This is a genomic window from Frankia gtarii (assembly GCF_025403375.1).
Lineage (GTDB): Bacteria > Actinomycetota > Actinomycetes > Frankiales > Frankiaceae > Frankia > Frankia gtarii.
Genome location: NZ_JAMPTM010000092.1, coordinates 1 through 22575 on the forward strand (window position 1 = coordinate 1; position 22575 = coordinate 22575).

Consider the following 22575-nt stretch of genomic DNA (forward strand, 5'->3'; position numbering starts at 1 on the left):
GCCCGAACCCACCCTGATGACGCAGTTCGGCGTATCCCGCCCCACTCTGCGCGAAGCCTTCCGCGTCCTCGAGGCGGAGGCGCTGATCTCGGTGCGCCGCGGAGCTCACGGCGGCGCACGGGTCCACCTCCCAAGTCCAACGGTCGCCGCCCGCTACGCCGGCCTCGTCCTCGAACATCGCGGGGCCACCCTGGGCGACGTCCACCAGGCCAGCGCCATCATCGAGCCGCCGTGCGCGGCGCTGCTCGCCGAACGGCACGACGCGGTGGACGTGTCGGTCCTGCGCGGCATCCTCGCCGAGGCCGACGAGGTCGTCGACGACCCCACGGCACTCGCGGCGGCGCAGGCGGCGTTCCACCTGGCCGTCGTCGAGCTCACCGGCAACAAGTCCCTGTCGGTGGTCACCGGCATGCTGCAACATCTCGTCGAGCTGACCAACGCCCAGCATGGTCATGCCCTCGCCGCCGCGGGCCCCGACGCATCGCCCGCGGCGACGGCCATCGACCGGGCGGTGGACAACCGGCTGAGCGCCGGTGCCACCCGCCAGATCCATGCCGCCCTTGTCGACCTCGTCGAGATCGGTGACGCGGCGGGCGCCGACCGGCACTGGCGGCAGCATCTGGCCGCCCCCGACCATGCGATACCCGGGGGTCCGGCCGACCGCTGCGTCCTGGACCTGCTCGGCTGATCAACGGCCGCCGTCAGCGGCGTGGTCACCCGGCCAGACCGTCCACTGGGTCACCGGCATCGCCGCCCGCCACCCGGTAAAGCCGCCGACCGGTGACGCCCGGCTGACCGACAGGCGGGTCAGCTCCCCACCTCGCCGCGCGTACCAGGCCGCGAGCACCGCCTCGGACTCGAGCGTCACCGCGTTGACCACGAGCCTGCCGCGCCCTGCCAACGCCGCCCAGCAGGCTTCGAGCAGCCCGACGGCCGTGGCACCGCCGCCGACGAAGACCGCGTCGGGCGCAGGCAGGCCCGCCAGGGCCTGTGGGGCGTGGCCCGTGACGACGCGTAGCGCCGGCACCCCCAACGCCGTCGCGTTGCGCCGGATGCGCTCCGCTCGATCGGCCCGGGGCTCGATGGCGATCGCCCGGCAGCTGGCATGGGCACGCATCCACTCGATGGCGATGCTGCCGGAACCCGCCCCCACATCCCAGAGCAGCTCGCCGGGGACAGGGCCGAGGCTGGCCAGGGTCACCGCCCGGACCTCGCGTTTGGTGATCTGACCGTCGTGTTCGAAGGCGTCGTCGGGCAACCCGGGGGTGCGCGGCCGGTGCGCGGCCCCCGGCGCGGGCAGCGGCTCGACGGCGACCACGTTGAGATCCGCCGGCGGGCGAAGCGGGGAGACGATCCGGGCGCTGCTCGGCCCCGCCGCGCCGTCACCCGTGCCGTTGGCTGTGCCGTTGGCTGTGCTGCCCCGCGGACCGTCTGGGCCGCGCGTCGCGGTGGCCTGCCAGACGGCGGACGCGGCCGCCCAGTCTCGGGCCGGGGCCTGCTGTCGAGCCTCGTCGGCCGCGCCGAGCCGCTCCAACACCGTCATCGGACTCCCGCCGTAACCGCGGTCGACCAGCAGATCGGCGAGCTCGAGGGGCGTGGTCCCGTCGGCGCTGAGCACCAGCAGGCGGCGATGCGGCGCGAGCGCGGCGTGGACCTGAGCCAAGGGGCGGCCCACCGCGCTCACGACGTCGACCCCGTCCACGGCCCACCCCAGCCTCGCACAGGCCAGGGACACCGACGACGGATGGGGCAGCACCCGCACCCGATCCGCCCCCAGGAGGCGGACGAGTGTGGTGCCGATCCCGTAGAACATCGGATCGCCGCTGGCGAGGACGCAGACGTCGCTGCCGGCATCGGCGCCGTCTGTCTCGACCACCGCGACGCCATGCTCCGCCAGCATGCCGGCGAGGGCTGGCAGCAGCGGCGAAGGCCAGGGCACCCGACGCGCCCCGATCGGGCGCCCGGCGGCCCGGTCCGGGATGAGATCGAGCTGTCGCTGCGCCCCGAAGAGCACATCCGCCGCGCAGACAGCCTCGCGCGCCACCGAGGACAGGCCGCTCCAGCCGTCCGCGCCCACGCCGACGACGGTGACCCGTGAGGGCGCGCGCGGGTCGGCGATCGTCGAGGCGGACGAAGGCTCCGCGGCCGCAGTCGCGGGACCTGGCAGTGGGGCGGGACCTGGCAGTGGGGCGGGACCTGGCACAGCGCGCCAGCGTAGTCCCGCGGGGGGCCACAGGCCCATGGCCGACCGGCCGACGAATGCCTGTGACGGGCGCCGGATCAGCACCGGCCGTGGCTCGGGCACCAGGCAGGTTGGCGAACCGTGAGTTCCGCGATCGCGGTAGCCCGTACCGTCGTGGGGGCAGGTCGACGCGGCGAGAGGATCCGGACGTGACGCTGCTGTTCCCATCCCTGGACGTCGATCACGATGCTCCCGCCGTGCAGGTCGGCGAGGTGGTTCTGTCCCGGGCCGAGCTGATGGGTGCGGCGGCGACCGTTGCCGGGCGCGTCGCGGGGGCCGGGGCGGTCGCGGTGCACGCCGAGGCCTCCATGGCCACCGTCGTCTCCATTGTCGGCTGCCTGCTCGCCGGGGTGCCCGCGGTCCCGGTTCCACCGGATTCCGGTCCGCGCGAACGCGGCCACATCCTGCGGGACTCGCGCGCCGAGCTGCTGCTCGGCTCCCCGGACTGGGAGGATCTGCCGGTCCCGACGGTGCCTGTCGATCCCGCCGCCCGCACCGCGTCGCCGGGGGAGCTGCCGGGGGAGACGACGGGCGGCCAGCGGCGTCCGGACCAGACGGCACTCATCCTCTACACCTCCGGCACGACCGGGGCGCCGAAGGGCGTCATGGTGCCGGCCGCGGCCATCGCCGCCGACCTCGACGCCCTCGCCGAGGCCTGGGCCTGGACCCCGGACGACACCCTCGTGCACGGGCTGCCGCTGTTCCACGTGCACGGCCTCGTCCTGGGTGTCCTCGGCGCGCTGCGGGTCGGCAGCCGGCTGGTCCACACCGTCCGGCCGACCCCGACCGCGTATGCGGCCGCCGGTGGAAGCCTGTACTTCGGCGTGCCGACGGTCTGGTCCCGGGTCTGCGACGATCCGGACAGCGCGCGGGCCCTGGCCGCGGCCCGGTTGCTTGTCTCCGGAAGCGCGGCCCTGCCGGCGCCGATCCTCGCCCGGCTCGCCGCGCTCACCGGCTCGGCGCCCATCGAGCGCTACGGGATGACCGAAACTCTGATCACGACGAGCAGCCGCGCCGACGGCGAACGCCGCGCCGGCTGGGTCGGCGCGGCGTTGAAGGACGTGCGGACCAGGCTCGTCGACGACGAGACCGGTGCTCCGCTGCCGGCCGACGGGCAGAGCATCGGCGAGTTGCAGATCCAGGGGCCGACCTTGTTCGGGGGCTACCTGGGCCGCCCGGACGTCACCGACGCCTCCTTCACGGCCGACGGCTGGTTCCGTACCGGAGACGCGGCGGTGATCGCGCCGGACGGGCACCACCGCATCGTCGGACGACGGTCGACGGATCTGATCAAGTCCGGGGGCTACCGCATCGGCGCGGGTGAGGTGGAGGCCGCGTTGCTGGCACATCCGCAGGTACGGGAGGCGGCCGTCGTCGGCCTTCCCGACGACGACCTCGGGCAGCGGATCGCCGCCTTCGTCGTCGCCCCCGACCTGATCGGCGGTGGAAGGAGCAGCCGAGCGGCCGCGGTCGACCTCACCGACTTCGTGGCCCGGGAGCTGTCCGTCCACAAACGACCGCGGGAGATCCACTTCGTCTCCGAGCTGCCCCGCAACCCGATGGGCAAGGTCCGCAAGTCCGCCCTGACTCCCTGACTCCCCCGGCGACGGGATGATCACCCCACGGTGGCGCGACGCCCCGCACGTCCCGCTCGACGGCGCCCTGACGGGCCGAGGGGGCCCACCAGGCCGTCGCCGCCCCCCGGCGGCGGTCCGAACGGACCCGTCGGCGGCTGCTCGTCCCGCGCAGGTCGCTCCTGCGCCGTTGCCCGGGGCCGCGCCGGTGGGGCTGTGGCGAGCCTCCGGTAGAACGCGCTGGTCGCCATCAACTCGTCGTGGGTGCCCTCCGCGATCACCCGTCCCTCGTCCAGCACGACGATGCGGTCGGCGGCACGGACCGTGGAGATGCGGTGGGCGATGACGAGCAGGGCGCGCTCGGCGGCGATCCGACGCATCGCCAGGGTGAGCGCGCGTTCGTTGACCGCGTCGAGCTGGGACGTCGGCTCGTCCAGCAGCAGCACGGCGGGGCGCGGCAGCAGCGCCCGGGCGATCGCCACCCGCTGTCGCTCCCCACCGGAGAGCAACACGCCGTGATCGCCGACCGGGGTGTGCAGCCCGTCCGGCAGCCGGTCGACGAGATCCCGCAGCCCCGCCGTCGCCACCACCTGCGCGATCTCGTCCTCGCCCGCGTCCGGCATCGCGTAGACGATGTTGTCCCGCAGCGTGCCGTGCAACACCGGTGTGTTCTGTTCGACCAGGTTCACCCAGGTCCGGGCGCTACTACGGGAAATGGAACGGACGTCGCGGCCGGCGAAGAGGATCAGGCCCTCAGCCGGATCGTAGAACCGCTCGACAAGTTCGAGAACGGTCGACTTGCCTGCTCCCGAGGCGCCGACCAGCGCGATGTGGCCCCGCCTCGGCACCTGGAACGACACTCCACGCAGCACAGGCGTCGCGGTGTAGGCGAATCGCACGTCTCGTAGCTCGATCGCCGCCGATCGGTCGCCGTCACCCGCCGCCGGTGTCGGCGTCGGCGTCGGCGTCGGCGGTGTCGGTGTCGGCGCCGGTGTCGCGGCCGCAGCGAGCCGTTCTCCCCCGCCTACTCGTTCGGCCGGGGCCACGCTGTCGTCGTCCTCCCGCGGCAGCGCGAACACGGCGTTGACCCGCGAGAGCGCGCCGAGACCCCGCTGGATCGTCGCCGCGGACTCGATGAGCGCAGACAACGGCATGACCAGGTAGGTCGCATAGAGGAGGAAGGCGACGAGGCTGCCGAGTGAGACCGAACCCCGGGCCACCAGCACACCACCGGCCAGCAGGACGACCAGGACGCTGCCCTGCACGGCCAGCTGCATGGCGGGAGCGATGACCGAGTCCAGCTTCGCCATCCGCAGGCCCGCCTGGTAGGCATCGGCGGCGTGATCGCCGATCCGCTCGGTCTCGCGGAGCTCGGCCCGGTTCGCCCGCACGGTGCGGATGGCGACCAGGGCTCGTTCCAGGTCCGCGGTCATGCCCCCGACGCTGGCCTGCCCCTGCTCGGACACCGCGCGGATGCGGGACAGCGCGCTGAGGACCACCACCCCGGCCACGGCGACCACCGCGAGGACGAGCAGGAACAGCCAGAGATTGAGGTAGACCATCAGGGCGACGGCGCCGATCACCCCGATCAGGTTGGTGATCACCGAGGTGAAGCTGTAGGCCACCGCCTCCCGCACCACGGTGGTGTCCGTGTTCGCCCGCGAGATGAGATCCCCGATCCGGCGGGTGTCGAAAATGTGCACTCGCAACGCAAGCAGATGGCCGATCAGCCGTCGGCGCAGGCTGAGCAGGATCCCCTGACCGGCTCGTTCCAGTAGGTAATGTCCGATGGTGTCGATGATCGCCTGACCCACGAACAGGCCCAGAAGCGCCCCGACCAGCCACAACGGGATGCCGCCCGCCTGCGCGGTGTCGATCACTCTCATCACGAGAAGTGGCTGGAGCACCCCGACACCGGTGCCGATCACGGTCAGCACCGTGGCGATCATCACGGGCCGTCGATGCCCCCGCAACAACGCCCAGAGCTCAGCCAGACCCCTCACCACGGCGCGGTCCCCGGCCCGACGGCGAACAGCGCCCGCAGATAGCCGGGCGGCATCGGCTCCCCGACGATCACACCGTCGGCCTCGACCCACGCATGCGCGGCAAACGGCGCGACGGTGCGCACCCCGACGCACCAGGTCGGCATGCTGCCCGTCATCCGGCACAGCAGGGTGGTGGCGATCGAGCGAGGCACGCAACCCCGCTCCCCCCGACACGTGGGGCTCACGGCCATCACCGCCCGGCGGGCGGCGAGTGCGCTGGTGTATTTCGCCGGCCGGGCGCCGGAACCCAGCCGGGCGAGCACACGACGGATGCGCGCGGGCGGCTGGGTCGCGAGCAGCCGCGCGGCCCCGACCGCGACCATCGCCCCCAACCGTCGACCGGGGCGCAGCAGGACCGTCGACGGTTCGACGACCATCGGCGCCGTCACCACCGTGCCTCCGACCTGTCTACGTGGCGGCCGGGGCATTCGGCCGCGGCCTCGGGTGACCGGCTGGCCTCGGACTGCGGCTCGATCAGGCCGACATCGGCGAGCTGGGCCAGCAGGCCCTCGACGTCGCGGCGCGCGACCTGCGGATCGACTTCTCTCGTCGCGCACAACTCCCGCACCGCGGCCGCGACGTCTCCCCCGGCCAGCATCACGCGGAGCACCAGATCACCCGAGGGGTTGAGCGTCCAGTACCGCCCATCGTCGGTGTGCAACAGCACGGCGCCGTATTCGGTCGGCGCCCGCACCACGTCGGATCGCAACATCACCATGTCCACTCCTGCTGGTCCGTCGATCGTCAGCAGATCTCCCTCGCCGTGGATGCAGTCGCCGGCCTCCCACCGCCCGCCCGCGCTCAGCCGCGGCGACCGGCGAGGGTACGCAGCCATGCGTCGGCCGCGAAGGTCGCCTGCAGGGTCCCGGTCTCTGGCCGGCGGTCCGCATCGGCGCCTCGCCGGCACGCATCCCGCAGCGCGTCCGGTTCGATGAGCCCGAGCTCGGCCAGCGGCGAGTCGTCGCACAGCCCCATCAGGACGCCGCGGTTCGCCCGCAGCCCCCGGTTCTGCTCGGCGTCGGCGTCCGCTCTGGTCTCCCGGCACCCGCAGTTCACCGGCACCACCTGCCGCATCGCCTCCTTGAGCAGCGGCCTGTCCTGCCACGGAGAGGTGCGCTCCTCCGGCCGAACGGCGAGTGCGGCGCGGACGACCCGATCGTCGAGAAACGGCGCGCTCAGCGGCGGGCCGACCGGGGCCGCGACCTGGTCGAGCAGCCGGAAAGCGGACGCGGCGGTGCGGATCGCGAACAGGTCGCCGTGTCCGTCGCGCGTCGGTGCCAGGGGGCTGGCTCGGCGAGCCGCGTCGCCGAAGGCTTCGGCGATGAGCCCCAGGGCGACGCGGGTCAGCCAGACCGGGACGATCGGCGGCAGCGTCCAGTCCAGCGCCGTCACGTCGGGTGGTCCGTGCCGCGTCGGGCTCCCCCCACGCGCAGCCTGCTGGAGGGTTCGGGCCATGTCGCCCAAGCAGTCGGGATAGTCCCGACGGCGCATCATCCGCAGGCTCGCGCCCCACGGCCAGCCCCGGCGGGCGTGGTAGCCGCTCAGGTGCCGCATCGCGGTCCAGGGCTGCCGGCGAGCCAGCCGAGGCAGGTAGTTCGGCGTACCCCCGGCGACTTCCTCGCCGCCGGAACCCGTCAGGTGCAGTCGCGGACCGTAGAGGGCGACCCGCTCTAGTCCCGCGCGCAGCCTCGCCCGGTCGACGACGCCGGCGAAGGGATGGTCGAGCGGCTCACCGGCGCAGGCGAGGCCGTCGAAGACAAGCGGGAGCTCCCGTGCGGGCACGATTTCCCGGGCGACGCCGGGCAGCGAGGCGACCGCCCGGGCCACCCGGTGCGGATCGTCGCCATCGGCACCCCGGGCGATCCCGGTGACGGCGACGATGTCCGCCGGGCCGCGGGCCGCCAGGCAGCACACCGAGATCGAATCCAGCCCGCCGGACAGATCCGCACTGACCGTGCGCCCCGCCGCCACCCGCACGGCCACCGCCTCGGCGAGGGCCGCGCGCAGGATCGGTGCGCCCTCGGCCCGCGAACGCGCCGCTGCCGGCTGCCGCCACCAGCGCATCAGCTCGACCCGTCCATCACGGTCCGCGAACAGGTAGTGGTCGGGTGGCACGGCCTCGACCGACTCCCACGCAACGACGTCGTCGAGCGGGTGCGGCGGGCAGGGGGTAAGCAGGGCCAACGCCAGCGCCGTCCGGTTCAGTCCGCCGCCGGTCAGTTCGGCGAGAACATCGGCGCGATCCGCGGCGACGTGCTGCCCCCCCACAATCGCGGTGAAGATCCGCCGTGTGCCGGTCGGGCTGCCCTGGAGCCTGCGCTTCCCATTGATCTCGGCGATGACGTGATAGTCGCCGGCCACGACACGCGCGATGTCGAGGGAGTGCACGTCCCGCGCGGCCAGGAGCAGCCGCAGGAGCTGGGTGGGATTCGTCGCGGCGCAACCGACCAGCGCTATCCGAGCCTGACCGGTCGCCGCGCTGACCACCGCTTCATCGGGCCAGTCGCCGACGATCCACGGCCGCCCCGAGGCGTGTCTGAGCACTCTGCGGATCCCGGCAGGCAGTGTCACCGGTTCCCGGTCCGCGAAGGCGACGAACCAACAGCTCGGCCGGGACGGCGCTCGCCGGGCGTCGCCGCGGCCAAGCCGGCGGGTGGTGATGGGCGTCGTCACCGCAACCCCGGCCGCTCAGCGGAGGAACCCGCCGGGGACGGATCCCCCACCGCCGTGACGGCCTTGCCGGCCCCGGGTCGCCCCGCCGAACCGGCCGCCGGCCGCCAGGTGCTGGGATCCACAGGTCGCCGTCATGGGTGCTCCCTACGTTCGCATTGCTCCGCCTTACGGACAGGAGGAGGCAAGGTCCCCCAGTGGGAATTCCCGCGGGTGGTTCACTGCCGGTTCAGCGGTGCCGGCGTGCCCGGCCGCTCCGAGGACGGCCGCTTTGCAGACGATCGCGACCAGCCGCGATCCGGGTCCAGGACCTGCTGGTGCACGCGGCGCAGTTCCGCGCCGGGCTCGATCCCAAGCTCCGTCACCAACCGCTGATAGAGGTCGCGGTACTCGTGCAGCGCCTCGGCCCGGCGACCGCTGCGTTCCAACGCGACCAGCAGTTGCGCCCACAGGCGCTCCCGGGTCGGGTACTCCACAGTGAGCGCACGCAGCGCCGGTAGCACCTGGTCATGCTCACCGAGTGCGATGCGCGCGTCGATCAGCGCCTCCCGGGCCGTCCACCGGGCCTCCTCCAGACGGAGGCTTTCGGCGCCACCGACCTCGGCCGGCAACTCGTCGAACGCGTTTCCGCGCCACCAGCCGAGCGCCTGCTCGAGCAGCTCGGCGGCCTGGGCAGGCATCCCTGCGCGGGCCGCGACGCAGCCGCGTGCGGCTGCCTGCTCGAAACGGACTATGTCGATCTCATCGGGCTCGACGACCAGGCGGTACTCCCCCGGGCGGCTTTCGATGCGACCTGGGCCGGCCGGGCGGCGAAGGACCGTAGCCCGCGGGCTCACCGCCCTGATCGATGCCGGCACCGCCGGATCCCCGGCCGCCGTGGGCAGCGTGTGCCGCAGCTCGGACAGGTAGGTCTTGATGTTGCCGAACGCCGATCTGGGTGCGTCGTCCTGCCAGAGCGCCAGACGCATCTCCTCCACCGAGGTCCACCGCCCGGCGTGCAGCAGCAGCGTGAGCAGAAGCGCCCGCTTCTTGCGTTGGTCGATGCGGACGCGCTCCCCCGGCCCGCGCCAGACCTCCAGCGGGCCGAGCACGGCAAACACCACACCCGACCCGGGCCCGGCCGCCACCGCGCCGGGCCACCGGAAGCCATGATCTGCTTCGCCGGGAGTCCGGATGCCGGGACGGACGATCGGGCCCGAAACGATTCCGAGCTCGTCGACCATGATGATCCTCGTCGGTCGGAGATCCTCGTTGATCGGACCCCGTTGCACCTTTGCCCAGGGGCCGACGGCCCGCCTGGGCCGGTGCAGGAAATACCCCGCTCGACCGGCGATAGTCCTCTTACCCCGCCGGTGTGCGACGGCCGCTCAGGAGATGGCGTCCTGCGCGATGCGACGGATCGTGGCGATGCGACGGCCGTCTGGCGCCCGAGACGGCACCGCCGCCGGGTGGGCTGCGACTCCACCCGGCGGCGCCGCACAGATCGAGATCTGTCAGATGCCGAGGCGGGCCCGGGTCTGGGGCCCGACCACGCCGTCCACCAGCAGACCGTGCTTGAGCTGGTAGTCCTTGACCATGTGGTTCGTCTGGTAACCGAACTGGCCGTCGACGCTGATCGGGTAACCGAGGTCGGCCAGCTTCCGCTGAATCTGCTGCACGTCCTGTCGGTAGCCCAGCCCGCTGGCAAGTGACGGATACCCGGGCGCAGGCGCGACCGCCGGAGCGGACGCGGCATAGGAGATGCTACGGACGCTGATGCCGCCGGAGACGGCCGCCGCCGCGGCCTGGCCGCGCCCCAGGAACTGGTTGTACCTGCCGTAGGTGTACGCGCTCCAGGCCGTGACGCCCTGGCTTTCGCAGACCCGCTTCGCCGCCCAGGCGTTGGTGGCGGGATCGTAGAGGTTGCGGCTACCCACCCAGCCGGCGTGCGCACGCATGTTGATCTGCCAAAGCCCGCGCGAGTCCTCACCGACCGTGGCGTGGGCGAAGGTGTTGCCGCCTGACTCGCCGAGAGCGACCGCGACCCAGGTGGACAGCGGGACGCCACGGCAGCCGGCGAGACCCGCGTTCGCCGCCGCGCTGGCGATCTGCACGTCCGAGACCGTGCCGGTGGCGGCACTCGCCGGGCTCGCGGTGGCGAGCATGCTGGCTCCGGCACCGATCACGCCGGCGGCGGCGATGACGGCGCCGCGGTGCCGGGTAGGCCGCTTCCGATGCTTTCCCTTAGCCATTCTTTGACATCTCATTTCGGTGTCGTCGAACACAGGTTTTGAATCGGCGATGGCTACCGCTCAGCAGAGGGGAGCGGTTCTCATTCGCAAAATATGGGCAGCACGGACTATCCGATTTTGAAACAGCATCCGTCCGAGTCGCGCGAACGATCGACGAAAGGAGCTTCGAGATTGGGTGAGAGTTCCGGCCCGCTCAGCGCGATGACCGCATCACGCCTGGCCGCCCGATGTGGACGGTCCGGGGATCGCAGTCGACCGCCGACGGCGACCCGTGCGGTCCGCCAGGTGGGTCGGTGATGTCATGCGTGCACATGGTCGACCGGCAGGGCGCCGGCCGGTGGCACGTTCTCGCGGCTGCGTCAGGGCGAGAACGGCGCCCGTCGTGGCGAGGGCGCGTCGCAGAAAGCACAGGTCGGCAGGGCGATCAGCCAGGCCCTGGCCGCGCGTTCCCGATGCACAGGCAACGTAAGAATCCTTCCCGTACGCCTGCGAGGTTAGCTGTCGGGTTCGGGCCGGGAAGCCCGGTCGTCTCCGTGGAGGCGACTTAACCCCGAGGGCGGCCGTGACGGGGCCGCCCGGCGGAACATGGTTCCCCCGCTTCTGCCCAAGCTGTCTCGGAGGGACCCCGGACCGTGGGCAGAACTCGGCGTCGACCCGGGGTAACTAGTGCCCGGCAACCGTAGCGAACTACGTACCGTAATGACAAGTACTAGTTCTGTACGAATTTCGGCGCACGCTCATCACGTTGCGTGCATAGCGCTGCAACAACGCAACTCTCGGAGATCGACCGAATCTTCAGGTCCTGAGAAGGATCACCGATTGTTGGCGGTGCGACCCGATTCGTGCGACCGAGGCGGGAGACCGCCGATGTCGGCGGCGGTGGTAGAGCCCGAGATCGCGGACAGGTCCACGCACGGCATCGGCGGCGGCACGATCTGCGGGCTGACCACCACGAGCCCGCTCGGGACGACCGCGCAACGGGCGGCGGCGGCGGCGCGTGCGTCAGCGGCGGATGCGCGGGAGAGCGCCTCCATGTCTCTTCCACAGGGTTCGGCGTCCGATTCATCCCTGCGGAAGAGACATCTGGCGCAGCCCCCTGCACACCGCCCTCCTCGCGGGGGCGGTGCGGGGCAGCCGCTGCGGCCACGCTCGTGCGAGATCACCGTCGGATGGCGCGGCGCCTTCGGCTACCTCGACGTCCGGGTCAACGAGGGCGACGGTCGACGTGAAGGGGCTGCCCGGTCGGGCTGGCTAGGCCGACCGCGCAGCGGAGGCCAGCCGTGGTGTCCGAAGGCCTTCCAGGAAGAGCAGGATGTGCGCGCCGGCCGCGCGACGCCCCGAGCCGGACAGCACGCCCCGGCCACCGGGAAGGGCCGCGAGCCTCGCCCGGCGGGCGGTCCGCGTCGCCATGCGAACGAGCGGAAATGGCGTCACCGGATCGTCCTCGCCGTGCAGCAGCAGGATGGGGAGGTCCGGAAGCGATCGCGGGATCGGCTCGCCGGGATGCTCACCGGCGACCGGGCGGTGCAGCAGCGGCAGGTCCACCAGGATGAGCGCATCCGGGCGGACGGCGGGCGACGCGGCGCCGACAAGTGCGCGCAGGGCGCCGCTGTCCGAACCGAGCAGAACGAACGGCAGGTCCGGCTCGCGCGCCTCGCCAAGGGCGAGGACCGTGTCCTGACCATGGTCGAGAAAGGTCACCTGATAGCCATCGAGAGCCAGCCTGAAGGCCAGGTTCTCGAAAATCTCAGCGGATTCCCCGCGGCCGGGAAGAAGGACCACAGTGGCCCCCGCGCGCCGGGTGGTATCACCACTCGGCCAGTAGCGGGAACCAGGACCACCAACGTAGCCGCGTGGACGCGGATGGGAGGGGAGTGGGGAGAGCGGAATGGACATGACATGCTCCGATCAGAGCCGTCCGGACGCGGATGACAACACGCGCCAGCACGAAGAAAGAGGGCACGCGAAAGCCACGGGAAAACCGATCGGCGCAGCCAGGCCGAATGGCGGTGGGTGCGGCAGCGATGAGGTGCGGTGGCAGAGCGCGTGCGAGGTGCCTGGAACGACGGCGACGCGCCGGCGGGAAGGGCTAGCGAGACACCCGAACCGGACAGACCGCGGAGGCGACACGCAGAAAGTCGATGTGGCCACGGATGACCAGAGTGGACGGCCGTCGAGCCGGACGAGGCATGGTCGAAATTCTGGCCGCACCCCGAACGCATGTCAACACGATTAACCCTAGTTTCCTGGATATTTCCGCCGGTCGCCGGAGTCCGCCGCGTTGCGTGCTCGAGGCGGACTCCGACCTCCGCGGCGGATAGAGCCCCACGGACATGCAGGTACATGGACGTCACGCGGCGCTGGCGGGAGCGGCCGGACAGCCGCGGAACGCGAACACCGCAGAACGGCGGCGGGCCCGCAGCCAGCTCAGGCAGCGGCACCCACCATCGCGTTGCAGCTGTCCATGCAGGCCCGGCAGGCCCGGGCAAGACGGGCGAGCTGGTCGTCGCGCGGCATCTTCTCGCACATCTCCGCGCAGGCGCCGCAGACCCGTGCACACATGGCACACATCTCGCTGTGGAACGGCGACATCCGGCACATGAGGTCGGCGCAGGTCCTGGTGACCGCCGCACAGTCCATCATAAGCCGCAGGTTCGCGGCATCCATCATCGTGCCGGGCATGTCCATGCAGTAGGAGATGGTCTCCTCGCACAGGGCCGAGCACGACATACACTCATCAATGGCCTTCCGCATGTTCTCATTGATCATCTCGGTGTGCTGCATCAGAAACCTCCGAGGTACGGTCGGCGGCTTGTCCGCCATACCGGGAAACCCACGGCCAGACAGGTGTTCCCGTCCGACCGGGCTCCTCCGACGATAGCTTTCGCAAGCAGATCCGCATCTCGATGGGCAGCCGCCGCGGCACGATTCGGAAATGACCAGAAAACCACGGAGAAAGTATTTCGGGGAAGACGGCCGCGGCGCCGGGTGGAGGTGGATGATTGCAGACCGATCCCGGCGGAGCGGCACACCGGTCAGCCGGTGGCGGGCCCCGACGGGAGCACCCGGCCGGCCGCCGCCCGATCGACAGCGTTCGGCACCGGGCGCGTGGGCGCTGTCGCCGGACCCGTCATCGAGGCGGGCAGCCGCGGATGCGCCAGCATCGGGCGGCCACCGAGGAAGACACCGCCGACCGCGCCCGGCTGTTCAAAGAGCCGCAGGTCCGCCGGGTCCTCGTCGAGCAGGATCGCGTCGAACGTGTAGCCGACGGCGATCCGCCCCAGCTGGTCCCCCACCCCACACAGCCTCGCCCCGGTGGCGGTTGCCGCGAGCAACGCCTCGGGCGCCGTGAGCCCCGCCCGCCGCAGCTGGCTGATCTCGGCGAGGTTCGCGCCGTGGCGGGTGCGGTGCCGGGCGTCGCTGCCCAGTGCGATGGGCACCCCCGCCGCGCGGGCCACGGCGATCGTCTCGGCAAGCGAGGTGGCGCTCGCCTCGGCGCGCTCCACCGCCCAGCCCGGCAGCACGCCGGTGCCCGCCAGCGCGGCCAGGTCACGGTAGGGCGTCAGGGTCGGCACCAACGTCACACCGCGGACAGCCATCGCCGCAGCAGCACGTTCACTCAGCCCGAGGCCGTGCTCGACGGAACGCGCGCCGGCGGCGACCGCCGCCACGACCGCCCGCTCGCCGAGGGCGTGCATCATCACCGGCCGGCGGTAACGGGTCGCCTCGGCGACCGCGGCGGCCAGTTCCGGCTGGCCGAACTGGAAGTCCGGACTGCCCGGACGGGTGGACATCACCCCACCGCTGGCATAGATCATCACCCAGTCGGCTCCGGCCCGCAGCACGCCACGCACGGCGGCGGGCAGGCCACCCGCCTCGACGACCGAGTGCGGCGGCCGCCCGGGATAGTCGGGGCCGAGGACATCGTCGGCGGACTCCAACCCGGGGCCGAGGATGCCCCCGTCACCGTGGCGCCCGGAGCGGCTCAGCGCGACGATGCAGACCGCGAGCCGCGGGCCCGGCACGCTGCCCGCCACGAGCGCGTCGCGGATACCCGCGTCGGCGCCGCCGGCGTCGCGCAGATAGGTGACACCGCCCTGCAACGACGCCCGCAGCGCGTCCGCCGTCTGCAGGTAGCGTGCGGACAGCGGGGCCGTCACCAGCTCGAACTGGTCGTAGGTCGACTGGGTCACATGCGCGTGGCAGTCAACGACCCCGGGCATCAGCCACAGGTCGCGGGCGTCGATGTCGACAGCGTCCCGGTCGAGGCCGAGACGGGGCCCGACGGCCCGCACGACGCCATCGCGCACCGCGACGTCAAGTGGCTCACCGAATCGGCCGGTCGCGTCGAGGACGTGCGCCGCACGCAGCGTGAAGCTGGTTTCCGCGGGCCCGGGCCGGCCGGGGGGCCCGGGCTGTTCGGATGATGCAAGGGGACTGGTCATGACCAACGCCATTCCTGCCGGTGTCGACGACCTTCCGCCCCGGGTCACCGGTCGGCTCCGAGCTCCGGTCCGGCGACGGCACGGCCCGAGGGACGGGCGCCGTCACATCCGTGGCGCGGGAAGGTCAGGGAGGCTGGGGACGTCAGCGGGGACAGGCGGTCGCACTGACCCGGCAGGTGTCGATGTGCCGACGGTGCGTGAGCTCGTGCATTCCGGCGCCGGGCCGAGGGCGCGGCGCCGCCGCGATCCCAGACCGTCCGCCGAACACGAGGCCTCCTCCACCGTCACCCGCGCGGGCCGGACATTCACCCGCGGATGTCGCCGCTCCCGGCGTGACTCACCGAGGTCCACGGTAGCCAGTGATCAGGACCGACGCAAAGGGATGCCGGCCCCGAGCCCAGGCTCGGCCACTCCCGGGCAATCACTGCCATTCCCCGGCGAGCAGCTCATACGAGCGCACCCGATCCGCGTGGTCATGCGCGATCGTTGTGATGATCAACTCGTCCGCCCCGGTGACGTTGCGCAACGTTTCCAGCTTGCGCACGACGGTGGCGGGACCGCCGACGAACTGGGTCTCGACCCGGTCGGCGACGAGGGCGCGTTCCTCCGGGGTCCACCGGTGGGCCGCCGCCTCGGCCGGGCTCGGGAAGGGGCGGGCCCCCTCCCCGGACCGGATGCTCAGCACCCACAGCCCGTAGGGCGAGGCGAGCTCGGCGGCCGTGTCGTCATCCGGGCCGACGACCACGTCCGCCGAGACCATCACGTAGGGCCGGTCGAAGGTCGCCGACGGAACGAAGGCGTCCCGGTAGGCCCGCACGGCCTCGAGCACCGAGGCCGGCGCGACGTGGTAGTTCGCGACGAACGGCAGGCCCAGCTCGCCGGCCGTTCGGGCGCTCGCGCCCGCGCTGGAGCCGAGGACCCAGATCTGCAGGTCGGCCCCCTCCGCAGCCGGCACCGTCAGGTGCTCGCCCTCGGCGGTCCGGTAGTCGCCCCGTAGGAACGCCTGAATGTCGCGGACCTGCTGGCCATACTCGTCCTCGGCGCCCGGCCGGTAGCCGACGAGCGCGAACTGGCGGCGCAACCGTTCGGCGTTCACCCGCATCCGGGGCGGCGCCGGCAACAACAGCCCGTCGATGACAGTCGCGGCGGGAGCGGACGCGGCGGGAGCGGACGCGGCGGCGGGCTGGTCGGATCCGGGCGGCTGGCCACTGCCGTTCGCCGCGGCGAACAGCCGGTCGACGGCGGGACGCCCAAGCCCGAGATCGATCCGGGCCGGATGGATCTGGGCGAGGGTGCCGAATTCCTCCGCGACGGTCACCGCCGTGTGATGACCCATCTGGACCGCTCCCGAGCCGACCCGGATCCGGGTCGTCGCATCGGCCACGAGCGCGATGACCACCGCCGGCGCCGAGGAGACGACACCGGGCACCAGATGATGCTCGGCGAGCCAGTACCGGTGGTAGCCGAACTTCTCGGTACGCCGGGCGAGGTCGAGGGTGTTGCGCAACGCGTCGCCCGCGGACGCGCCCTGCGACCGGGGCGACAGATCGAGCACGGACAGCGGCACGCGCCCGGCCTGGGACACGCGATCGGCCTGGGACATGAGCACGCCACCTCCGCGCGGCGACCCGGTCCGACGAGGACGACCGATCCACGGGGCGGGACGCCACCTGACAGTGAGTAAGAACGCGACGGACGCCAGCCGCTGCACCCCACGCGGCGGCCACACGGCGGCACGACGCCAGGAACCAGCGACAGGTCAACGACAGAGACGACTGGCGACCCGCATGAAGTCGACCGCCCGCCGGCGCACGAGCGGGACCCGGCGGCGCACCATCACCGCGGGCCGGCCGGCCGCGGCCCGGGACACGAAGTCGTCCAAGCCCGCCATGATCTCACTCTGGCATGGCGGCCGCGGTGAGACAAGGCGCGCCCGCGGCCCGGCGCTGTTGACGTCGACCCGGCGCCCGTGATGGGATCATTACGTGCAGCGCTCGGCCGTCCTCGTCACGCGTGGTCACGTCGACTTCGCCCTCGTGAGCTCCGCCATCTGTACTGCGCGCTGAGCCGCGCGGCGTCCTCGCGCGCTCAGCGCACTCAGCACACTTCTGGGATCCGTCAGCGCCCGGCCGCCCCGCCGATGTCGCGAGGCGTCTGGTGATCATCGCCGTGTGAGTCCGCCAGCTCCGTTCCTCCGTGCGGACTCTCTCGCGGCGCGCGGCGCCGGCCCCGCGTCCCGACCATCCAGCGCCGGCCGGATGCGGCGCCCCGGGGTCCGCCAGACCAGCCGAGTCCCTCTCCGCCACGCCAGATGGTCCCGGCTTGCCGCCAGGCCGCGCCGGATGCCGTCGCCGCCCAGCATTCCGGGCGGCCCGGCCCCTATCTCCCGACGCATCGAAACGAGGTCCCGTATGTCCCGCCGCCTGTTCACTTCGGAGTCCGTAACCGAGGGTCATCCCGACAAGTTGGCCGATCAGATCAGCGACGCTCTGCTCGACGCCTACCTGGCCGCCGACCCGACCTCCCGGGTCGCGGTCGAGACCCTGCTGACCACGGGTCACGTCCACGTGGCCGGCGAGGTCACCAGCTCCGCCCATGTGGATGTGACCTCGGTGGTGCGACGCACGCTCACCGAGATCGGCTACGACGCCGCGACCGGCTTCGACGGGGCCACCGTCGGCGTGCTGGTCTCGATCGGCGCGCAGTCCCCCGACATCGCCCAGGGCGTCGACAGGGCCTACGAGGCCCGGGTCGAGGGCGGCGAGGATCTGCTCGCCCAGCAGGGCGCCGGCGATCAGGGAATCATGTTCGGCTACGCCAGCGACGAGACGCCCGACCTGCTCCCGCTGCCGATCACCCTGGCGCACCGGCTCGCCCAGCGGCTGTCCCAGGTCCGTCACGAGGGCGTGCTGCCCTACCTGCGCCCGGACGGCAAGACTCAGGTGACGATCGAGTACGACGACGACGACCGGCCGGTGCGGCTGGACACCGTCGTGGTCTCGGCGCACCATGCCGCGGACGTCGACCTCGCGACCCGCCTCATCCCCGATATCCGCGACCAGGTCATCACGCCCGAGCTCAAGCGGCTGGCGGAGGAGAACCTCGGCCTGGAGGTGGACGGCTACCGGTTGCTGGTCAACCCGACCGGCCGGTTCGAGATCGGCGGGCCGATCGGCGATGCGGGTCTGACCGGCCGAAAGATCATTATCGACACCTACGGCGGGTACGCCCGTCACGGCGGTGGCGCCTTCTCCGGCAAGGACCCGTCCAAGGTCGACCGGTCGGCCGCCTACGCGCTGCGCTGGGTCGCCAAGAACGTCGTCGCGGCCGGCCTGGCCCGCCGGGCGGAGCTCCAGGTCGCCTACGCGATCGGGAAGGCCGAGCCGGTGGGCCTGTTCGTCGAGACCTTCGGCACCGAGACGCTGCCGGTGGCCGAGATCACCCGGGCTGTCACCGAGGTTTTCGACCTGCGGCCCGCTGCGATCATCCGCGACCTCGACCTGCTGCGGCCGATCTACCGCCAGACCGCGGCCTACGGGCATTTCGGCCGGCCGCTACCCGACTTCACCTGGGAGCGCACCGACCGCGCCGACGCGCTGCGCGCCGCCGCCGGCCGCTGAGCCGCAACGCCGGCCCCTCCCCCGGTGCCCGCCGTGATCCCGCGGGCACCGGGGACCCGCGGTCCGTCGCGATGGTGGCCGGTCGGGGCACCGACGCGCGCCCAGACCGGCCACCCGGCGCCGCAGCGCAGGACAAGCCCCCGACCTGCTGGTCACACTGGCCGGGATGACCACTTCCAGAGACCCCGGGCACCCCGACGGCGGTGAGCTCCCGCGCCACCGTCCAGGCCGGGACGAGCATCCCGACCCGGTAGCCCAGACCGCCGAACGGCCCCGCGACGCGCTCGGTCGTTTCCTGCCGCCCGGGGTGGCCGGAGTGCCGCCACTGGAGCTGCCGACCTCGCTGCCGCCGCGGGCCGCACTCGCCGCCGCCCAGCATCTGCTGGACACCGGCCATCCCTTCCAGGCGCACGAGGTGCTCGAGGTGGCCTGGAAGTCCGCGGGCGACGTCGAACGTAACCTGTGGCGCGGGCTGACCCAGCTCGCCGTCGGAGTCACCCACCTGGCCCGCGGCAACGTCCGCGGCGGCGTGGCCGTGCTGGGCCGCGCCTCGGCCAACCTGGCGCCCTATGCCGAGTACCCGCCGCACGACGTGGACGTCGCCGGCCTGCGCGGGTGGATCGCCGACCGCGTGGCCACCGTCGGGCGTGCGGATTCGCGACCGCCCTGCGTCACGGCCGGGCCGGCTGCCTCGGCCGACCATCAGTTCGGCGGGAACGAGTCCCCCGGCACCCTCGTCGGCCGTCCGCCGCGACTGGTCCGCTGACATCCCTGGCGGTGTAGACACGCCGCGGTCCCCATCTCGGCGTCCCCGGGACAGCAGCCCTGGACCCGCGAGCGACCCATGTTTCCCCCGGACCACCGGGCCGACCGCCGCCGGCCGCCGGTCGGTCGGTCGCGCCGCGCCACGAGATATGGAATTGTCAATCCAATCTGTCTGTTGAGGCAGCAGAAGCAGTCTCGTAGCGTCAGCTCGAACGGTCGCGAAGCAGAACACGGCAACCACCCACCCGGCGCAGGCCCGGCCGGCCGGTGGCAGGACCGCACACGTCAGCGTGGTCCGTGCGATGGTCTACTTAGCGAGCGCTAGACATCGGCGCGAATGCTGGACATCAGGTGGGCGGCACGGACAGGGTGGCGGATCGGTCTGCCACGCTGGTGACGAGGGAGATCCCATGGAAAACGCAGTCATCGTCGATGCGGTCCGGACGGCGTCGGGTCGCGGCAAGCCCGGTGGGGCACTGTCCGAGACCCACCCGGTGGAGCTGCTGGCCACCGTGCTCAAGGCGTTGGTCACACGCAACGACCTCGACCCCGCGCTGGTCGACGACGTGATCGCGGGCTGTGTCGGCCAGGTCGGCGAGCAGTCGCTGAACATCGGTCGCACCGCCCTGCTGTCCGCGGGCTTCCCCGAGTCGGTGCCCGCCACGACCATCGACCGCCAGTGCGGGTCGAGCCAGCAGGCCGCCCACTTCGCCGCGCAGGGCGTCATCGCGGGGGCGTACGACATCGTCATCGCCAGTGGAGTGGAGTCGATGAGCCGGGTGCCGATGGGCGCCGCGGTCATCGGCAAGGACCCCAACGGCCCGGGTTTCCGCGCCCGCTACCCGGAGGGCCTGGCCAACCAGGGCATCGGCGCCGAACTGATCGCCGCGCGCTGGAAGCTCAACCGCGAGGACCTCGACGCCTTCTCCGCCCGCTCGCACCAGCTCGCCGCGGCCTCCGCGGCGGCCGGCGACTTCGCGAACGAGATCGTCCCGGTGGAGATCACCCTCCCGGACGGCACGAAGACCCAGCACCTCGCCGACCAGACCGTCCGGCCCACGACCACCTTCGAGGGTCTGCAGCAGCTCAAGCCGTCCTTCTACAGCGAGGAGTGGGCGGCCCGCTTCCCGGAGATCTCCTGGAGCATCACCCCGGGCAACTCCTCACCGCTGACCGACGGCGCCTCCGCCCTGCTGATCATGAGCGAGACGAAGGCCAACGAACTCGGCCTGCGGCCCCGGGCCCGCTTCCACACCTTCGCGTTGGCCGGCGACGACCCGCTGCTCATGCTGACCGCCCCCATCCCGGCGACCCGCAAGGCCCTCCAGCGCTCCGGGCTGTCCATCGACGACATCGACGCCTTCGAGGTCAACGAGGCGTTCGCGCCGGTGCCCCTGGCCTGGGCCCGTGACACCGGGGCCGACCCGGCCAAGCTCAACCCGCGTGGCGGGGCGATCGCGCTCGGCCACGCCCTGGGCGGCTCAGGTGCCCGCCTGATGACCACCATGCTCAACTATCTGGAGGCCACCGGCGGCCGTTACGGCCTGCAGACGATGTGCGAGGGCGGCGGCATGGCCAACGCCACCATCATCGAACGCCTCTGACCTCCGAACGTCACTGACCCACGAACGCTTCTGACCTTCGAACCCTTCGACGGTCGCAGCGGGTGACGCGGTGCCGTCGGCGGCCTGGCCCGTCGACGGCACCAGCCCGGAGCTCGATCGCCCCGGGTGCGCCGAAGCGGTGGATCGCACTCCCCGTAGGTGGTCCGGATCCATCCGCGGCACCGCCCGGTCCACACTGGACAGGACCAGCCACGTCCGGGAGGCCCATCGTGACGGCAGGACCCGTGCTGAAGGCGGCGAACTGGCGCGAGTTCGCCCCGCCTCAGCTCACCCCGATCCTGCAGGGTGCGATGGACGCCCTCTACGAGCACGGGTATCACGGCACGACGGTGCGCGACATCGCGCGCCGAGCCGGCGTCACGGTGCCCGCGCTCTACTACCACTACGCCAGCAAGCAGGGCATCCTCGTGGCGCTGCTGGACCTGGGGATCGAAGACGCGCTCGGCCGGGCCCGCGCCGCGCTCGCCGAGGTGGGCGAGGACGCACCTGTCCGCGCCCGCTTCGTCGCGTTCGTCGAGTCGATGACGCTGTTCATGGCGCACCGGGTGCGCATGGCCGTGCTCGACTCCGAGCTACGCTACCTGGAGCCGGCGAACCGCCGCGGCTACGCCGCGAAGCGCAAGGAGCTCGAGACCCTGCTGCTCGACATCCTCGTCGACGGCAACAGCAGCGGGATGTTCCAGATGACCAGCCCCGCGGACACCTCTCGGGCGCTGCTGGGCATGCTGCGTTCGATCACCGGCTGGTACCACCCGGACGGGCCCCTCACCCCGGTGGAGATCAGTGGACGCTATGTCGACATCGCCCTGAGCACCGTCGGTGCCGCCGGTCCCGCCGTCGGCTGACCGCCGCCATCGGGACCGGCGGCGGTCAGCGGGTGAAGGCGGTCACGGACAGCTGCTGCACGGTCGGACTGCTGCAGGCCGAGATGCCGGGCAGCGTCAGCCGCAGGGCCGTCGTGTTCGACGGCGGGAAGATCCGCAGCGCCGCGACGGGTGTGCTCTGCCCCGGTTCGGTGCAGCCCTGCTGGATGCCGGGATGCACGGTGCGCAGAGTCGCCATGGCCGAGGCGCCGGGAGCCAGCCGGACCGTCGAGCCCGCCGGCCCGGACCGGACCGCGGCCGCGCCGACCTGACGGCCCGCAGCGTCGAGGTAGGAGACGCCGGGGAAACCGCGCACCGCGCAGGACGTCGTGCCGGTGTTGGTCAGCACCAGGTTCTCGTACGTGCTGCCGGCCGCACCCTCACCGTCGGCGGAGCGCACCGCCAGCCGGGCGGTGGGGCACAGCCCGGCGGCCGGCGCGATGACGCCCGCGGCCGGAACCGTCGAGGCCGGCGTGGCGGTGGTCGTCGCCGGAG

The 22575-nt window shown here is 72.4% G+C and carries 20 protein-coding genes and 1 riboswitch; of the genes, 6 read left to right on the top strand and 14 right to left on the bottom strand.

The genetic code is table 11. The annotated features are described in order from the left end of the window. Nucleotides 1-688: FadR/GntR family transcriptional regulator (locus tag NBZ83_RS15330; RefSeq protein WP_261575233.1), on the top strand; the 688-nt coding region annotated here is incomplete at its 5' end. On the opposite strand, the gene cbiE is transcribed toward NBZ83_RS15330, so the two are convergent. Then, nucleotides 689-2242 carry a precorrin-6y C5,15-methyltransferase (decarboxylating) subunit CbiE gene (gene cbiE, locus NBZ83_RS15335; RefSeq protein WP_264763354.1) on the bottom strand — a complete coding sequence of 518 codons (1554 nt, stop codon included), beginning with the start codon at nt 2240-2242 and terminating at the stop codon, nt 689-691. It lies immediately after the preceding gene. Nucleotides 2243-2391: 149 nt separating this feature from the next. Between cbiE and NBZ83_RS15340 the strand changes: the two genes are divergently transcribed. Then, the gene (locus NBZ83_RS15340; RefSeq protein WP_261575235.1) at nt 2392-3837 is read left to right on the top strand and encodes an acyl-CoA synthetase; all 1446 of its coding nucleotides are present in this window, start codon (nt 2392-2394) and stop codon (nt 3835-3837) included. Between the two features lie 20 nt (nt 3838-3857). On the opposite strand, the gene NBZ83_RS15345 is transcribed toward NBZ83_RS15340, so the two are convergent. From NBZ83_RS15345 to NBZ83_RS15400, 12 genes are all read right to left on the bottom strand, one after another. Next, nucleotides 3858-5822: an ABC transporter ATP-binding protein gene (locus tag NBZ83_RS15345; protein ID WP_438803315.1), complete on the bottom strand. Its 1965-nt coding sequence runs from the start codon at nt 5820-5822 to the stop codon at nt 3858-3860. Continuing rightward, a complete protein-coding gene (locus NBZ83_RS15350; protein ID WP_261567989.1) occupies nt 5816-6250 on the bottom strand; it encodes a lasso peptide biosynthesis B2 protein in 435 nt (144 codons plus the stop codon). Before NBZ83_RS15350 ends, NBZ83_RS15345 begins: the two co-directional genes overlap by 7 nt. Continuing rightward, complete coding sequence (locus NBZ83_RS15355; protein ID WP_261567968.1) at nt 6247-6579, bottom strand: lasso peptide biosynthesis PqqD family chaperone; 333 nt, start codon at nt 6577-6579, stop codon at nt 6247-6249. The genes NBZ83_RS15350 and NBZ83_RS15355 overlap by 4 nt, the downstream gene beginning before the upstream one ends. Nucleotides 6580-6662: 83 nt before the next feature. Next, complete coding sequence (locus NBZ83_RS15360; protein WP_261575236.1) at nt 6663-8405, bottom strand: asparagine synthase-related protein; 1743 nt, start codon at nt 8403-8405, stop codon at nt 6663-6665. A 344-nt stretch (nt 8406-8749) separates the two neighbouring features. Next, nucleotides 8750-9754: an AfsR/SARP family transcriptional regulator gene (locus NBZ83_RS15365; RefSeq protein WP_261567965.1), complete on the bottom strand. Its 1005-nt coding sequence runs from the start codon at nt 9752-9754 to the stop codon at nt 8750-8752. A 270-nt stretch (nt 9755-10024) separates the two neighbouring features. Beyond that, the gene (locus NBZ83_RS15370; protein ID WP_261567964.1) at nt 10025-10762 is read right to left on the bottom strand and encodes a peptidoglycan-binding protein; all 738 of its coding nucleotides are present in this window, start codon (nt 10760-10762) and stop codon (nt 10025-10027) included. A gap of 468 nt (nt 10763-11230) precedes the next feature. Then, nucleotides 11231-11377: riboswitch (cyclic di-AMP (ydaO/yuaA leader) on the bottom strand. 197 nt (nt 11378-11574) lie between these two features. Then, nucleotides 11575-11796 (bottom strand): hypothetical protein, encoded by a 222-nt coding sequence (locus NBZ83_RS15375; RefSeq protein WP_261567963.1) that lies wholly within the window; start codon nt 11794-11796, stop codon nt 11575-11577. 217 nt (nt 11797-12013) lie between these two features. Next, nucleotides 12014-12544 carry an alpha/beta hydrolase gene (locus NBZ83_RS15380; protein WP_261575237.1) on the bottom strand — a complete coding sequence of 177 codons (531 nt, stop codon included), beginning with the start codon at nt 12542-12544 and terminating at the stop codon, nt 12014-12016. 645 nt (nt 12545-13189) lie between these two features. After that, nucleotides 13190-13546: a four-helix bundle copper-binding protein gene (locus tag NBZ83_RS15385; protein ID WP_261567960.1), complete on the bottom strand. Its 357-nt coding sequence runs from the start codon at nt 13544-13546 to the stop codon at nt 13190-13192. Between the two features lie 251 nt (nt 13547-13797). Continuing rightward, nucleotides 13798-15207, bottom strand: a complete 1410-nt coding sequence (locus NBZ83_RS15390; protein WP_261567958.1) for an amidohydrolase family protein — start codon at nt 15205-15207, stop codon at nt 13798-13800. A 421-nt stretch (nt 15208-15628) separates the two neighbouring features. Then, the gene (locus NBZ83_RS15395) at nt 15629-16810 is read right to left on the bottom strand and encodes an LLM class flavin-dependent oxidoreductase (RefSeq protein ID WP_261575238.1); all 1182 of its coding nucleotides are present in this window, start codon (nt 16808-16810) and stop codon (nt 15629-15631) included. Between the two features lie 156 nt (nt 16811-16966). Then, nucleotides 16967-17098, bottom strand: coding sequence for a hypothetical protein (locus tag NBZ83_RS15400; protein WP_261575239.1), 132 nt, complete (start codon nt 17096-17098; stop codon nt 16967-16969). A 520-nt stretch (nt 17099-17618) separates the two neighbouring features. Between NBZ83_RS15400 and metK the strand changes: the two genes are divergently transcribed. The 4 genes from metK to NBZ83_RS15420 all read left to right on the top strand — a co-directional run bounded on the left by metK (nt 17619) and on the right by NBZ83_RS15420 (nt 22062). Then, nucleotides 17619-18827 carry a methionine adenosyltransferase gene (metK, locus tag NBZ83_RS15405; protein WP_261567955.1) on the top strand — a complete coding sequence of 403 codons (1209 nt, stop codon included), beginning with the start codon at nt 17619-17621 and terminating at the stop codon, nt 18825-18827. A gap of 166 nt (nt 18828-18993) precedes the next feature. Continuing rightward, on the top strand, nt 18994-19593 hold the full coding sequence (locus NBZ83_RS15410; protein WP_261567954.1) for a DUF309 domain-containing protein: 600 nt from the start codon (nt 18994-18996) through the stop codon (nt 19591-19593). A 409-nt stretch (nt 19594-20002) separates the two neighbouring features. Next, nucleotides 20003-21196, top strand: coding sequence for a thiolase family protein (locus tag NBZ83_RS15415; protein WP_261567953.1), 1194 nt, complete (start codon nt 20003-20005; stop codon nt 21194-21196). Between the two features lie 230 nt (nt 21197-21426). Further along, nucleotides 21427-22062 (top strand): TetR/AcrR family transcriptional regulator, encoded by a 636-nt coding sequence (locus NBZ83_RS15420; RefSeq protein ID WP_261567952.1) that lies wholly within the window; start codon nt 21427-21429, stop codon nt 22060-22062. A 25-nt stretch (nt 22063-22087) separates the two neighbouring features. Here the strand turns inward: NBZ83_RS15420 and NBZ83_RS15425 are convergent. Next, a partial coding sequence (locus NBZ83_RS15425; RefSeq protein ID WP_261575240.1) for a DUF4232 domain-containing protein occupies nt 22088-22575 on the bottom strand: 488 nt, incomplete at its 5' end.

Coding starts and splice junctions, on each gene's coding strand:
- cbiE (WP_264763354.1), bottom strand. CDS start 2,242: ATGGGCCTGTGGCCCCCCGCGGGACTACGCTGGCGCGCTGTGCCAGGT.
- NBZ83_RS15355 (WP_261567968.1), bottom strand. CDS start 6,579: ATGGTGATGTTGCGATCCGACGTGGTGCGGGCGCCGACCGAATACGGC.
- NBZ83_RS15365 (WP_261567965.1), bottom strand. CDS start 9,754: ATGGTCGACGAGCTCGGAATCGTTTCGGGCCCGATCGTCCGTCCCGGC.
- NBZ83_RS15370 (WP_261567964.1), bottom strand. CDS start 10,762: ATGGCTAAGGGAAAGCATCGGAAGCGGCCTACCCGGCACCGCGGCGCC.
- NBZ83_RS15375 (WP_261567963.1), bottom strand. CDS start 11,796: ATGGAGGCGCTCTCCCGCGCATCCGCCGCTGACGCACGCGCCGCCGCC.
- NBZ83_RS15385 (WP_261567960.1), bottom strand. CDS start 13,546: ATGCAGCACACCGAGATGATCAATGAGAACATGCGGAAGGCCATTGAT.
- NBZ83_RS15390 (WP_261567958.1), bottom strand. CDS start 15,207: ATGACCAGTCCCCTTGCATCATCCGAACAGCCCGGGCCCCCCGGCCGG.
- NBZ83_RS15395 (WP_261575238.1), bottom strand. CDS start 16,810: ATGTCCCAGGCCGATCGCGTGTCCCAGGCCGGGCGCGTGCCGCTGTCC.
- NBZ83_RS15400 (WP_261575239.1), bottom strand. CDS start 17,098: ATGGCGGGCTTGGACGACTTCGTGTCCCGGGCCGCGGCCGGCCGGCCC.
- metK (WP_261567955.1), top strand. CDS start 17,619: ATGTCCCGCCGCCTGTTCACTTCGGAGTCCGTAACCGAGGGTCATCCC.
- NBZ83_RS15410 (WP_261567954.1), top strand. CDS start 18,994: ATGACCACTTCCAGAGACCCCGGGCACCCCGACGGCGGTGAGCTCCCG.
- NBZ83_RS15415 (WP_261567953.1), top strand. CDS start 20,003: ATGGAAAACGCAGTCATCGTCGATGCGGTCCGGACGGCGTCGGGTCGC.